Here is a 14,503-nt window from a genome sequence, read left to right as displayed (position 1 = left end):
GTTCCAGAAGGCCGCTGATTGAGCGCCAACCCCGACTTGTCCGTAACCCTCCGAAACATCCGCATAAAATGGCACTACATATTGAGTCAAAACCCGCCTTTGTTTGTCTTAGCCACTACATTTCCTACAAACCGTAATAGGCTCAGTCAGCAACTGACAGGCGGCACCACGGGCCGTTACAATTACCGACTTTGTCGCAACGCTTGGAGCTCAACCTTCCGTGCCCGTTCTGCGTCTACCGCTTCTCCCTGCCGCGGCAGGTAAACAGCACTGGGGCAACCTGCCCGGTGCCGCCCTGAGCCTGGCCATTGCCGAGGCTGCCAGCGCAGCCAAGCGCTTTACCCTGCTGCTCACCGCCGACAGCCAAAGCGCCGAGCGGCTGGAGCAGGAGCTGAGCTTCTTCGCCCCCGATTTGCCGGTGCTGCACTTTCCCGACTGGGAAACCCTGCCCTACGATCTGTTCTCGCCGCACCAGGACATCATCTCCCAGCGCATCGCCAGCCTGTACCGCTTGCCGGAACTGGCCCACGGCGTGCTGGTAGTGCCGATCACCACGGCCCTGCATCGCCTGGCACCGACCAAGTTCCTGCTCGGCAGCAGCCTGGTGCTGGATGTCGGCCAGAAGCTCGATGTGGAGCAGATGCGCACGCGCCTTGAGGCCAGCGGCTACCGCTGTGTCGACACGGTGTACGAACACGGCGAGTTCGCCGTGCGCGGCGCGTTGATCGACCTGTTCCCGATGGGCAGCAAGTTGCCGTACCGCATCGACTTGTTCGATGACGAAATCGAAACCTTGCGCACCTTCGACCCGGACAACCAACGCTCCATTGATAAAGTCGACTCGATCAAGTTGCTGCCGGCGCGGGAATTCCCGCTGCAAAAAGACGCGGTCACGCGCTTCAAGGCACGCTTTCGTGAACGCTTCGACGTCGACTTCCGCCGCTGCCCGATTTTCCAGGACTTGAGCAGCGGGATTACACCGGCCGGTATCGAGTACTACCTGCCGCTGTTCTTTGACGAAACCTCCACCCTGTTCGACTACCTGCCCCAGGACACCCAGGTGTTCTCGCTGCCGGGCATCGAGCAGGCCGCAGAAAACTTCTGGAACGACGTGCGCAATCGCTATGAAGAGCGCCGCGTCGATCCGTCGCGTCCTTTGTTGCCGCCCGCCGAGCTGTTCCTGCCGGTGGAAGATTGCTTCGCCCGCTTGAAAAACTGGCCGCGCGTGGTTGCCAGTCAACAAGACGTGGACGCCGGCAGCGGCCGCGAACGCTTCCCGGCCGGAACACTGCCGGACCTGGCGATCCAGGCCAAAGCCACACAGCCGCTGGAGGCGCTGTCCAACTTCATCGGTGACTTCCCCGGCCGCGTGCTGTTTACCGCCGAATCCGCCGGCCGCCGCGAAGTGCTGCTGGAATTGCTCGAACGCCTGAAGCTGCGCCCGAAAACCGTCGACAGCTGGCCGGATTTTGTCGCGAGCAAAGAACGCCTGGCGATCACCATCGCGCCGCTGGATGAAGGTTTGTTGCTGGACGACCCGGCCCTGGCGCTGATCGCCGAAAGCCCACTGTTCGGCCAACGCGTGATGCAGCGCCGCCGGCGTGAAAAACGCGCGGACGCCAACAACGACGCGGTCATCAAAAACCTGACCGAGCTGCGCGAAGGTGCGCCGGTGGTGCATATCGACCACGGCGTGGGCCGCTACCTGGGCCTGCAGACCCTGGAGATCGACAACCAGGCCGCCGAATTCCTCACCATGGAATACGCCGAAGGCGCCAAGCTCTATGTGCCGGTGGCCAGCCTGCACCTGATCGCCCGCTACACCGGCAGCGACGATGCCCTGGCGCCGTTGCACCGCCTGGGCTCCGAGACCTGGCAGAAAGCCAAGCGCAAAGCCGCCGAACAAGTGCGCGATGTGGCCGCCGAATTGCTCGACATCTACGCCCGCCGTGCGGCCCGCGAAGGTTACGCCTTCGCCGACCCGAAAGCCGACTACGCCACCTTCAGCGCCGGCTTTGCCTTCGAAGAAACCCCGGACCAGCAAACCACCATCGAAGCCGTGCGCGCCGACATGCTCGCGCCCAAGCCGATGGACCGCCTGGTGTGTGGCGACGTGGGCTTCGGCAAGACCGAAGTGGCCATGCGCGCCGCCTTTATTGCCGTACACGGCGGTAAGCAGGTGGCGATTCTGGTGCCGACCACCCTGCTCGCCCAGCAGCACTACAACAGCTTCCGCGACCGCTTTGCCGACTGGCCGGTGACGGTGGAAGTGATGAGCCGCTTCAAGTCCGCCAAGGAAGTGAACGCGGCTATCGCCGATTTGGCGGAAGGCAAGATCGACATCGTGATCGGCACGCACAAGCTGCTGTCGGACGACGTGAAGATCAAGAACCTGGGCCTGGTGATCATCGACGAAGAACACCGCTTTGGTGTGCGCCAGAAAGAACAGCTCAAAGCCCTGCGCAGTGAAGTCGACATCCTTACGCTCACCGCCACTCCGATTCCGCGCACGCTGAACATGGCCGTGTCGGGCATGCGTGACTTGTCGATCATTGCTACGCCGCCGGCACGCCGCTTGTCGGTGCGCACGTTCGTGATGGAGCAGAACAAAAGCACGGTCAAGGAAGCGCTGCTGCGAGAGCTGTTGCGCGGCGGCCAGGTGTATTACCTGCACAACGACGTGAAGACCATCGAGAAGTGCGCCGCCGACCTCGCCGAGCTGGTGCCGGAAGCCCGCATCGCCATCGGCCACGGGCAGATGCGCGAACGCGAACTCGAACAGGTGATGAGCGACTTTTACCACAAGCGCTTCAACGTGCTGATCGCCTCGACCATCATCGAAACCGGCATCGACGTGCCGAGCGCCAACACCATCATCATCGAGCGCGCCGACAAGTTCGGCCTGGCGCAGCTGCATCAACTGCGCGGCCGCGTCGGGCGTAGCCACCACCAAGCGTATGCCTACTTGCTGACGCCACCGCGCCAGCAAATTACCGGCGACGCCGAAAAGCGTTTGGAAGCCATCGCCAACACCCAGGACCTCGGCGCCGGGTTTGTACTGGCCACCAACGACCTGGAAATTCGTGGTGCCGGCGAACTGTTGGGCGACGGCCAGAGCGGGCAGATCCAGGCCGTGGGCTTCACCCTGTATATGGAGATGCTTGAACGCGCGGTGAAAGCGATTCGCAAGGGCGAGCAACCGAACCTCGATCAACCCTTGGGCGGCGGCCCGGAAATCAACCTGCGCTTGCCGGCGTTGATTCCGGAAGACTACCTGCCGGACGTACACGCGCGGCTGATCCTGTACAAGCGCATCGCCTCGGCCACTGACGAAGAAGGCCTCAAGGACCTGCAAGTGGAGATGATCGACCGCTTTGGCCTGTTACCCGAGCCGACCAAGAACCTGGTACGCCTGACCCTGCTCAAATTGCAGGCCGAGCAACTTGGAATCAAGAAGGTCGATGCCGGGCCACAAGGCGGGCGCATCGAGTTCGAAGCGCAAACGCCGGTGGACCCGCTGGTGCTGATCAAGCTGATTCAGGGCCAGCCCAACCGCTACAAGTTCGAAGGGGCTACGCTGTTCAAGTTCATGGTGCCGATGGAACGTGCAGAAGAACGCTTTAATACATTAGAGGCGCTGTTTGAGCGCCTCATCCCGAAATCTGCTTGAAGGACGCCCCAATGCGCCTGTTCCGCATTTTGAGCTTGTTGTTGGTGGTCGTTGCCCCTTCGGCGTTTGCCGACAGCCCGTACCTGGTGGAAATGATCCTGGTCCGCCAGAACGCCGAGCCGGCTATCAACAGCCGCGCGGCGCCGGAAAACTGGGACGCCGGCGCTGCTCGCCTGCCGGCGGACAACATCAGCCCGCCGCGGCTGAGCAACATCGTCGACAAACTCCGTGCCGACAGTCACTACACCGTGCTGCTCCATCGGGCCTGGGACCAGAACCTGGGCGAACAACCGGTGAAACTGGCCATCAGCGATGGCCAGGAGCAGTTCGGCCAGTTTCCCATCGAAGGCACGCTGAACCTGCAACTGGGGCGTTTTACCGACATCGACGCCGACTTCTGGATCAACCAGTTCGACGCCAACGGGAGTGTCATCGCCAGCGAACACCTGAGCCAGCAAGACGTGCGCACCAAAAACAACCAGCTCAACTACCTCGACGGCGGCCACCTCGCCCTGCTGATCAAGATCACTTCGCTGACCGCCAAACCACCCAGCGCACCACCGCCCGACATTCAGGACTGATCCAGCGCCATGCCCCTGACGTCGTCGTTGACCAAACCCCTGGCCCCTTCGTGGGCCAATCGCTTTAAAGAGCAAAGCCTTGAGCGCGGGCGGCGCTACGCCCTGGAGAACCGCGTGCGCATCGTCGAGTCCGGCGACAGCACCATCGTGGCCAGTTGCGAAGGCTCGGGCGGCAACGTTTATCGGCAGACCATCTCGCTGCGCGAATCGGCCAAAGGCACGTTGATCCTGGTGGACAGCCGCTGCACGTGCCCGGTGCACACCAACTGCAAACATATTGCGGCGGTGTTGCTCAAGGTCCAGGAAACCCTGGCCTACCCGGCGGCGGCGCAGGATGCCGAGCTGCTGGAAAAGCTCCAGGCCGTGCTGGATAACCGCGTGGTGTTGCCGCAAGTGGTGATGGAAGAGGTGCGCCCCGTGCCGCGCCTGTGGCTGGCCAGTGTGGAGTTCAGCGCGTTTGAACCGCGCAACGGCAAGATGCAGCGCTATATCCAGCACCGCGCCGCGTTGTCGTTCAATTACCTGGGTAACTATGTCAGCGGGCAGAAGAACGCCGATATCGTCGTGCGCCAGGACACCCAAAGCCTGCGCATCAAACGCCACCCGGAGCTGGAGCAGCCGTATCGCGAGCAACTGCGCGTGCTGGGTTTCAAGATCGCCACGCGCCAGAGCAAGGCGTTGCCGGAGAGTGCCGGTGAATTGTTTGAGATGGTCAACGACAGCGCCTGGCTGAACTTTACCCTTAACGCGTCGCCCGCCCTACGCGCCGAGGGTTGGGAACTGCAGATCGACGAGGATTTCGGCTTCGACCTGAGTGCCGTCGACGACTGGTACGCGACGGTCGACGAGGGCCCGGAGCGCGACTGGTTCGACCTGGAACTGGGCATCATCGTCAACGGTGAGCGGCTGAGCCTGTTGCCGATCCTGCTCAACCTGATGCGCTCCCACACCGAGATCCTCAACCCGGAAAAACTCGCGCGGCGCCGCGACGACGAACTGATCCTGGTGAATATTCCCGGCCTGCCCAACGGCCACGGCCCGCTGCAAGTGGCACTGCCCTACGGCCGATTGAAACCGGTGCTGGCCACCCTCGGCGAGTTTTACCTGCAAGAACCCGGCAACACCACGCTGCGCCTGGCCAAGGCCGATGCGATTCGCCTCAACCCGCTGGAAGACCTGCCGTTGCAATGGGAGGGCGGCGAGAAGATCCGCAATTTCGCCCAGCGCCTGCGCGACATCAAGGATTTCAGCTGTGTGGCGCCCGAGGGGTTGAACGCGACCTTACGCCCCTACCAGCTGGAAGGCTTGAGCTGGATGCAGTCGCTGCGCCAACTTGAGGTGGGCGGGATTCTCGCGGACGACATGGGCCTGGGTAAAACCCTGCAGACCCTGGCGCATATTCTTACCGAGAAAGCCGCCGGGCGCCTCGACCGGCCGTGCATGGTGGTGATGCCCACCAGCCTGATCCCGAACTGGCTCGACGAAGCGGCGCACTTCACGCCGCAGCTCAAGGTACTGGCACTCTATGGCGCGACGCGCAAAAAGCACTTCGCCAACCTGCAGGACTATGACCTGCTGCTGACCACGTATGCCTTGCTGCCCAAGGACATCGAACCGCTCGCCGCCCTGCCCTTGCACATACTGATCCTCGATGAAGCCCAGTACATCAAGAACCCCACGAGCAAGGCCGCGCAGGCGGCGCGCGAACTGAATGCGCGCCAGCGCCTGTGCCTGAGTGGCACACCGCTGGAAAACCACCTGGGCGAGCTGTGGTCGCTGTTTCACTTCCTGCTGCCGGGCTGGCTGGGTGACGTCAAAAGCTTCAACCGCGATTACCGCGTGCCGATCGAAAAACGCGCCAGTGACGTGCGCTTGCAGCACCTCAACGGCCGGATAAAACCCTTCCTGCTGCGCCGTACCAAGGAACAGGTGGCAACGGAGTTGCCGCCCAAGACCGAGATCATCCATTGGGTTGACCTCAATGAGGCCCAGCGCGATGTGTACGAGACCATGCGCCTGGCCATGGATAAAAAAGTCCGCGATGAAATCACCCGTAAAGGCGTCGCGCGCAGCCAGATCATCATTCTTGAAGCGCTGCTCAAGCTGCGCCAGGTGTGCTGTGACCTGCGTCTGGTCAACGACGCCACCCTGCCCGCCCGAGGCAGCAGTTCGGGCAAGCTGGACAGCCTGATGGAAATGCTCGAAGAACTGTTTGCCGAAGGGCGCCGGATTCTGCTGTTCTCCCAGTTCACCTCGATGCTGAGCCTGATCGAGGCCGAACTGAAAAAGCGCGGCGTGGCCTACGCCCTGTTGACCGGCCAGACCCGCGACCGGCGCACGCCGGTGAAGGATTTCCAGAGCGGCAAGCTACAGATTTTTCTGATCAGCTTGAAGGCTGGCGGTGTGGGCTTGAACCTGACCGAAGCCGACACGGTCATTCACTACGACCCATGGTGGAACCCGGCCACGGAAAACCAGGCCACCGACCGCGCGTATCGCATCGGGCAGGAGAAGCCGGTGTTCGTCTACAAGATGATTGCCCGGGGCACGGTGGAGGAGAAAATCCAACACCTGCAGAAGGAAAAATCCGACCTGGCGGCAGGTGTGCTGGACGGACGCAAGACAGGCGATTGGCAGTTGGGCAACGAGGATATCGAGGCGTTGTTTGCGCCGTTGCCCCACAAGCAAGAGAAGCGCTGACTGACAGACCGCCTTCGCGAGCAAGCCCGCGAAGGACGCGCCACGGTTATCAGTCGATCAACTGAGCATCCCGCAACGCTGTGAGCGCCACCAACCAACGCGGGTCCTGCTTATAGTCCGTAGAGGCAATCGCCTCCCCACGCATCCGCGCGATGCGGGCAGATGGGGTGACCTTCATGCGTTGCGCAGCGGTCAGCGCCAGCTCGGCAGCCGCGCGGTCATTACACACCAGGCCCATATCACAGCCGGCCGTCAGCGCCGCCTCAATTCGACTGGCCGCATCACCGACCACGTGCGCCCCCGCCATAGACAGGTCGTCGCTGAAAATAACCCCATCGAACTGCAACTCGCCACGCAAAATGTCCTGCAACCAGCGACGCGAGAAACCGGCAGGCTGGGCGTCAACCTGTGGGTAGATGACGTGTGCGGGCATCACGGCCGCCAACTGCGTGCTCAGGCGCGCGAAAGGCACCAGGTCATTTGCGCGAATCTGTTCCAGGCTGCGTTCATCATTGGGGATGGCGACGTGGGAATCGGCCTCAGCCCAACCGTGACCCGGGAAGTGTTTGCCGGTGGCGGCCATGCCGGCACTGTTCATGCCACGAATGAAGGCGCCTGCCAGCACAGCGGCGCGCTCAGGGTCGCCTTCGAACGAACGCGTGCCGACTACGGCGCTGCGTTGGTAATCCAGGTCCAGCACCGGGGCGAAGCTCAGGTCGAGGCCGACCGCCAGCACTTCAGTTGCCATGATCCAGCCGCACTGTTCAGCCAAGTACTCGGCATTCGGCTTATCCGCCAGTAGCCGCATGGCCGGCAGGCGCACAAAGCCCTGGCGCAGGCGCTGCACACGCCCGCCTTCCTGGTCGACGGCCAGCAGCAGGTCCGGGCGCACCGCTCGGATCGCCGCGCTCAGCTCGCGCACCTGGCGTGGGTGCTCGATATTGCGCGCAAAAATGATCAGCCCGCCCACTTCAGGCTGGCGCAACAGGTGGCGATCCTCGGCCGTCAGCCAAGTACCGGCCACATCGACCATTAACGAACCTTGCAGGACAGCAGTCATAAACCTTCCTTAAATAACGCACACAACCCGTTGCCCTCACGTGGCGCCGTTAATGACGGGCGCGCGGTGAAAACAACGGGTTGCGAGTACATAGCTGAAATCGGCATGGCGGCTAGCTTAGCGGATGCAAGCGGCCGCGCACACCCGGGCCGGTCACGCCTTGGCGACGGCCGGGGTCGATTTGCTGCGTGGGCGCAATTGCGCGGCCGCCATGGCCTGGTCGGTCACGCCGGTTTCGGCGCGCATGCCGGCCGCAAGGAACGGCACCATCAGGCGCATCACTTGCTCGATGGACGTGTTCACACCGAAGTCGGTCTCGGCAATCGCGCGCAACGCCTTGATCCCGGACATGCTGAACGCGGCAGCGCCGAGCATGAAGTGCACGCGCCAGAACAGCTCAATCGGCGGAATACGCGGGGCAGCTTCGTTAACCAGCAACATATAGCGGCGGAAAACCTTGCCGTACATGTCTTCCAGGTAACGCCGCAGGTGACCCTGGCTCTGGCTGAACGCCAGGCCCAACAGACGCATGAAGATCGACAGGTCGTTGCCGCTGCGTGGTTGAACCACCAGCGCCTGCTCGACGAGGATTTCCAGCAGGTCTTCCAGGCTTGGCTTGTTTTCAGGCTTGGTCTGGCGGCGCTCCAGCTCACGGTCGAGGCTGGCGCAGAACGGCCCCAGGAAGCGTGAGAACACGGCCTGGATCAGGGCTTTTTTCGAGCCGAAATGGTAATTCACTGCGGCAAGGTTGACCCCAGCCTTGCTGGTGATCAGCCGCAATGAAGTTTCAGCAAATCCTTTTTCCGCGAACAATTGCTCGGCAGCATCGAGAATGCGTTCAACGGTTTCCGACTGGGCCATGGCTACTCCGCCTGACAAACACTTGTTTGAAACATACGTTTCAGTGTGTGTCTTGTCAAGCCTGTGAGTCCGTTTTCCGGCCGGGCAGTCATCTAATTCGCCGCTATTTAATCACATCCTTTCCGGTCTGTAGGCAGCGCTGTCTGTGCCTTGTAAGACGGGTGACGAATGACCGTCCAGCGGAGTGCCAAAAAAGGATGATTGCCAAGCGCAGTTCACTGTATATAATCCCAGTCACTGTATAAAAAGACAGAGCGATCAACATGCTAAAACTGACGCCACGCCAAGCTGAGATTCTGGCTTTTATCAAGCGCTGCCTCGATGACAACGGCTACCCGCCGACACGAGCGGAAATTGCGCTGGAACTGGGGTTCAAATCCCCCAACGCTGCCGAAGAACACCTCAAGGCCCTCGCTCGCAAAGGCGCGATCGAGATGACCCCAGGGGCTTCCCGCGGCATTCGCATCCCTGGCTTCGAAGCCAAGGCCGACGAGTCGACGCTGCCGATTATCGGTCGCGTCGCCGCCGGTGCGCCGATCCTGGCGCAACAGCACGTCGAGGAATCCTGCAACATCAACCCGACCTTTTTCCATCCGCGTGCCGACTACCTGTTGCGCGTACACGGCATGAGCATGAAGGACGTGGGGATTTTCGACGGCGACCTGCTGGCCGTCCACACCACCCGCGAAGCCCGTAATGGCCAGATCGTCGTCGCGCGTATCGGCGATGAAGTTACTGTCAAACGCTTCAAGCGCGAAGGCAGCAAGGTCTGGCTGATGGCCGAGAACCCTGAGTTCGCCCCGATTGAAGTGAACCTGAAAGATCAGGACCTGGTGATCGAAGGCTTGAGCGTCGGCGTCATTCGCCGCTAAAGGAGGCACCATGCAGCTCGTGCACACCCCACAACACACACAACTGTCGCTGTTCGAGGCCTTTATGGCCCAACCCCTTGCGCCCATCCTCAAGGAAACGGTCGAGGCCCCGTGGGGCTCCGAACCCGAGGCGTTCAGTGAGCTGTCGTTGCGCGGTGCTGCCGGGAGCTGCCTGAGCCTGCTGGCGCCGATCCTTCGCGAATTGAGCGAAGAGCAGGACGCGCGCTGGCTGACGCTGATCGCCCCGCCCGCCAGCCTGACCCAGGCCTGGTTGCGCGACGCCGGCCTCAACCGTGAGCGCATCCTGCTGCTGCAACCGCGCGGCGCGCAAAGTGCCCAGCAGTTGACGTGTGAAGCTTTGCGCCTGGGCCGCAGCCACACGGTGGTGAGCTGGCTGAACCCGCTCAACGCTACCGCCAGGCAGCAGTTGATCAGCGCCGCGCGTACGGGCGAGGCACAGAGCTTGAATATTCGATTGGGGTAATCAGGCTAGTTGCTTGCCTATCTGGCAGGAGTACTTCTGTCGCAATGGAGCTTGCCTTGGCAAGCCAGCTCACAAAAACTCAGTGAAGCACTCGCGGGCCGTCATCTTTCTCCGGTTCGCCTTCTGCCAGGCGACCTGCCATCTGCACACCCACGCTCAACATGGCTTTCGCTACTTCCACGTGCTGGCCTTGCAGGAACGCTTTTGCGTCCTCGGAAAAATCCAAAATAACCAGAGAACCCTCGTCCTCAGCCCGGCGCAGCTCAATTCGGCCGTCAGGCAATTCAACAATTTCCAGAAAGGACGTTGGCATAAAAGTCTGTTCTCCACGAAAGGCCGGGATTATATCAGTCATCCACCCCGCCCCGCAGAGGATCTCAACAGGTTTCTTTACGGCTTGATGAATGGTGCTTTTTGAACGCTGCGAGCCCCGTGCAGGATTTTCTGCCTGACTCGGTTCAAATGTGTGAGCGGGCTTGCTCGCGAATGCGGCGGGTCAGTAATGCCGCTTTCACGAGCAAGCCCGCTCCCACAGCGGTGAGTGCACCTCAGCGAAAACCCTTCAGCACTCGTTCAAGCCTTCACGAAACCTGAGCGCCATCTTCTTCAGCGCTTGGCGCCAGCTTTCCAGCTCCTCACGGCTCAGCGGCTTGGGCTCATCTTCTTCCAGCGCCAGTGCCACGATCAGCGGCTGTGTCACATCGCCTTTGGGCACATGGGGAACACGTGGCGGCTGGAACATATCGGCGTGCGCTTTGAGCAAGCGAGCTACCCAGCTGTCGGGGCTCTGGGCCATTTCTACCAATTCGGCCAGCTCAGGGATCGCCATGCTCGCCAGCACGTCGTGGTTCATGATCATTTCTGCACGCGGCGAACCGGCCTGGGGCAGACGGTAGAACCCGGCAATCTCATGACACAACCCCAGCAGCGCGCCGTACAGGTGGAACAAAGCTGCTTCACGCCCGGCCTGGACGAGCGCGATGGCATTCATCTCCTTCCCTTCCTCGGCGCGGCCAAGGGCTTCCAGGGACAAACCCGCGAAGTAAATTTTCTGATTGGTACGGGTATAGAGTTCGTTGGCCATGACGGCAATCTCCACAACGAATAAGCGTGATGCTGGCTGAACAGTGTCACGGATCAGCCGAACGGACTGCAAGCGCAAAAAAAGGCCGCCTTTACAGGCGGCCTTTGTCATTCCAAGCGGAGTCGATCAAGCGCCCTGGCGCTTGTCCTCGACCTTCCACTTGCCACCGTCGTAGAACGCTTTCCAGCCGGTAGGCTTGCCGTCCACTTCGGACTGCACGTACTGCTCCTTGGTTTTACGGCTGTAACGGATCACAGCCGGGCGACCGTCGGGGTCCTTCTTCGGTGCTTCACACAGGAAGTGGTACTTCGGATCAATCTCGTCCTTGTGTGGCACGATTTCCAGTACCAACGGCGCACGGGTCTCGCGGTTTTTCGGGAACTGGCTGGCAGCCAGGAACAAGCCCGATGCGCCGTCACGCAGGATGTAGGTGTCGTTGACCTTCTCGCACTTGAGTTCGGGCATCTTCACCGGGTCCATCTTCGGCGGCGCCGCGTCACCACTTTTCAGCAGTTTGCGGGTGTTCTTGCAAGTCGGGTTGGTGCAACCGAAGAACTTGCCGAAACGGCCGGTCTTGAGCTGCATCTCGCTGCCGCACTTGTCGCACTCCAGGCTCGGGCCTTCGTAGCCCTTGATGCGGTAGCTGCCTTCTTCGATTTCGTAGCCGTCGCAATCCGGGTTGTTACCGCAGATATGCAACTTGTGCTTCTCGTCGAGCAGGTAGGCATCCATGGCTGTGCTGCAGATCGGGCAACGGTGCTTGCCACGCAGGACCAGCGATTCGGATTCACCCTCGTCGTCTGCGGCGATTTCGTCACCCGGCACCAGATTCACGGTGGCCTTGCAGCGCTCTTTCGGCGGCAGACTGTAGCCCGAGCAACCGAGGAACACACCGGTGGACGCCGTACGAATCTGCATTGGGCGGCCACAGGTCAGGCACGGGATGTCCGTCATTACCGGCTGGTTGGCACGCATGCCGCTCTCAGGGCTTTCGGCCACTTCGAGTTTCTTTTTGAAGTCGCCGTAGAACTCGTCGAGCACGTTTTTCCAGTCGCGCTCGCCCTGGGCCACGTCATCGAGGTTCTCTTCCATGCCGGCGGTGAAGCCGTAGTCCATCAGGTTGGAGAAACTCTCGGACAGACGCTCAGTGACGATGTCGCCCATCTTTTCCGAGTAGAAACGACGGTTGTGCAGGGCCACGTAGCCACGGTCCTGGATGGTCGAGATGATCGCCGCATAGGTCGAAGGACGACCGATACCGCGTTTTTCCATCTCTTTGACCAGGCTGGCTTCGGAGTAACGTGCCGGCGGCTTGGTGAAGTGCTGGGACGGGTCGAGCTTGATCAGCTTGAGCGTATCGCCCTGGGCCATGTCAGGCAGCACATCATCGTCGCCTGGCTTGGCAATTTGCGGCATCACGCGGGTGTAGCCGTCGAACTTGAGGATACGGCCCTTGGCACGCAGCTCGAAGTCGCCTGCGCCCACGCTGACGGTAGTAGACAGGTATTGCGCCGGCAGCATCTGGCACGCCAGGAACTGACGCCAGATCAGCTCGTAGAGGCGCTCAGCGTCGCGCTCCATGCCACTCAGCTTGCTTGGCTCGGTGTTGGCGTCGGAAGGACGAATCGCTTCGTGAGCCTCCTGGGCGCCTTCCTTGCTGCTGTAGACGTTCGGCTTCTCCGGCAGGTATTTCTTGCCGAATTCGCTTTCAATATAAGTACGCGCCATGGCCACCGCGTCTTGCGACAGGTTGGTGGAGTCGGTACGCATATACGTGATGTAGCCGGCTTCGTACAAACGCTGGGCCATCATCATGGTTTTCTTCACACCGAAACCCAGGCGGTTGCTCGCGGCCTGTTGCAGGGTGGAGGTGATGAACGGCGCCGACGGCTTGCTGCTGGTCGGTTTGTCTTCACGCTTGACGATGCTGTAGCTGGAAGCCTTGAGCTTCTCCAGCGCGGCCATGGCCTGGGCTTCGTTCAGCGGCTTGAACGCCTCGCCTTTCTCGCGGGCCACTTCAAAGCGCACGTTGGCGCCCTTGGCGGTGCCGAGGTCGGCGTGCACTTCCCAGTACTCTTCAGGGTTGAACGCACGAATCTCACGTTCACGCTCCACCACCAGCTTGACCGCGACCGATTGCACACGGCCGGCGGACAGGCCACGGGCGATCTTGGCCCACAGCAATGGCGAGACCATGTAACCCACGACGCGGTCGAGGAAACGACGGGCCTGCTGGGCATTCACACGGTCAATGTCCAGTTCGCCTGGCTTGGAGAAGGCTTCCTGGATGGCTTTCTTGGTGATTTCGTTGAACACGACACGCTTGTAGCGGCTGTCGTCACCACCGATGGCTTCCCGCAGGTGCCAGGCAATGGCTTCCCCTTCGCGGTCCAAGTCCGTCGCGAGATAGATGGTGTCAGCATCTTTGGCGAGCCGGCGCAGCTCTTCGATGACCTTTTCCTTGCCGGGAAGGATTTCGTACTTGGCCTTCCAGCCATGTTCCGGGTCCACCCCCATGCGTGAGACCAGCTGCTTGCGCGCTTTCTCTTTGGGGGTGAGCACCGGACCTTCGCCCGCAGCCGCCTTGCCGCGCTTGGCGGCCGGCTCCTTGCTGGCGCTAGCCGAACCGCTGGTGGGCAGGTCTCGGATATGGCCGATACTCGACTTCACCACGTACTCGTTACCCAAGTACTTGTTGATGGTCTTGGCCTTAGCCGGGGATTCCACAATGACCAGCGATTTGCCCATGGATCGGAAAATTCCTGAATTCGAGAAGTGAAAGGCAGTTGGCGCCTGTCGCGGCAACGCTATATATAGTGGCAACAAGGTGAGGTCAAGCGCAGCATTCTGCGCGGCCTGCCGTTATTGCCCTGAAAAAAGACTGGGTTCGGCCTGGACCAAAGCAAAGCGCGGGACCTGCTCGCCGTCAACTTCGACGGTCTCCAGGAACATGCTCAAAGGGCGCACCCAAAAGCCGTAATCGCCATACAGTGCTTGGTAAAACACCACTTCCTCTTCGGTCTCGGAGTGCCGCGCCACATTAAAAACGCGATACTGCGGCCCCTTATAATGTTGGTAGAGCCCGGGTTCTACTTTCATGCTCTGGCCCTCTGACAAAATTTATTGAAAAAAAATATTAAAAATTCCAAAAAACAAAAACCGGGGCACTGGGCCCCGGCTTCCGTCAACCC

General features: G+C 61.0%; 11 protein-coding genes. 5 read left to right on the top strand and 6 right to left on the bottom strand.

Annotation, left to right across the window (positions count from 1 at the left end; translation table 11 throughout):
• Nucleotides 1-220: 220 nt before the first annotated feature.
• The 3 genes from mfd to A7D21_RS21750 are packed head-to-tail and all read left to right on the top strand — an operon-like array spanning nt 221 to nt 6,951.
• Nucleotides 221-3,670, top strand: coding sequence for a transcription-repair coupling factor (gene mfd / locus A7D21_RS21760; protein ID WP_053255047.1), 3,450 nt, complete (start codon nt 221-223; stop codon nt 3,668-3,670).
• 11 nt (nt 3,671-3,681) lie between these two features.
• A complete protein-coding gene (locus tag A7D21_RS21755) occupies nt 3,682-4,251 on the top strand; it encodes a CsiV family protein (RefSeq protein ID WP_053255046.1) in 570 nt (189 codons plus the stop codon).
• 9 nt (nt 4,252-4,260) lie between these two features.
• Nucleotides 4,261-6,951, top strand: coding sequence for a DEAD/DEAH box helicase (locus A7D21_RS21750; protein ID WP_053255045.1), 2,691 nt, complete (start codon nt 4,261-4,263; stop codon nt 6,949-6,951).
• A 49-nt stretch (nt 6,952-7,000) separates the two neighbouring features.
• Here A7D21_RS21750 and nagZ read toward each other — a convergent pair whose 3' ends face one another.
• Together nagZ and A7D21_RS21740 are read right to left on the bottom strand one after the other, a co-directional pair.
• A complete protein-coding gene (gene nagZ / locus A7D21_RS21745) occupies nt 7,001-8,011 on the bottom strand; it encodes a beta-N-acetylhexosaminidase (protein WP_069552664.1) in 1,011 nt (336 codons plus the stop codon).
• Between the two features lie 153 nt (nt 8,012-8,164).
• The gene (locus tag A7D21_RS21740) at nt 8,165-8,872 is read right to left on the bottom strand and encodes a TetR/AcrR family transcriptional regulator (protein WP_053255043.1); all 708 of its coding nucleotides are present in this window, start codon (nt 8,870-8,872) and stop codon (nt 8,165-8,167) included.
• Between the two features lie 263 nt (nt 8,873-9,135).
• Here A7D21_RS21740 and lexA point away from each other — a divergent pair, with 263 nt between their 5' ends.
• Both lexA and sulA read left to right on the top strand, forming a co-directional pair.
• The gene (gene lexA, locus A7D21_RS21735) at nt 9,136-9,744 is read left to right on the top strand and encodes a transcriptional repressor LexA (RefSeq protein WP_017137423.1); all 609 of its coding nucleotides are present in this window, start codon (nt 9,136-9,138) and stop codon (nt 9,742-9,744) included.
• Between the two features lie 10 nt (nt 9,745-9,754).
• On the top strand, nt 9,755-10,228 hold the full coding sequence (gene sulA, locus A7D21_RS21730; protein ID WP_053255042.1) for an SOS-induced cell division inhibitor SulA: 474 nt from the start codon (nt 9,755-9,757) through the stop codon (nt 10,226-10,228).
• A gap of 79 nt (nt 10,229-10,307) precedes the next feature.
• Here the strand turns inward: sulA and A7D21_RS21725 are convergent, their stop codons facing one another.
• The 4 genes from A7D21_RS21725 to A7D21_RS21710 form a co-directional block, all read right to left on the bottom strand.
• The gene (locus A7D21_RS21725) at nt 10,308-10,541 is read right to left on the bottom strand and encodes a hypothetical protein (protein ID WP_053255041.1); all 234 of its coding nucleotides are present in this window, start codon (nt 10,539-10,541) and stop codon (nt 10,308-10,310) included.
• Nucleotides 10,542-10,790: 249 nt separating this feature from the next.
• On the bottom strand, nt 10,791-11,312 hold the full coding sequence (locus A7D21_RS21720; RefSeq protein ID WP_053255040.1) for a DUF6586 family protein: 522 nt from the start codon (nt 11,310-11,312) through the stop codon (nt 10,791-10,793).
• 126 nt (nt 11,313-11,438) lie between these two features.
• A complete protein-coding gene (gene topA / locus A7D21_RS21715) occupies nt 11,439-14,060 on the bottom strand; it encodes a type I DNA topoisomerase (protein WP_069552663.1) in 2,622 nt (873 codons plus the stop codon).
• Nucleotides 14,061-14,174: 114 nt separating this feature from the next.
• Complete coding sequence (locus A7D21_RS21710) at nt 14,175-14,411, bottom strand: DUF1653 domain-containing protein (RefSeq protein WP_021490990.1); 237 nt, start codon at nt 14,409-14,411, stop codon at nt 14,175-14,177.
• Nucleotides 14,412-14,503 lie beyond the last annotated feature (92 nt).

Origin of the sequence: Pseudomonas sp. AP19 (genome assembly GCF_001728855.1) — a bacterium.
In the GTDB taxonomy this organism is placed as follows: domain Bacteria; phylum Pseudomonadota; class Gammaproteobacteria; order Pseudomonadales; family Pseudomonadaceae; genus Aquipseudomonas; species Aquipseudomonas fluorescens.
Note: the sequence above shows the minus strand (reverse complement) of the source record. Positions and strands in the feature narration are given on the sequence as shown.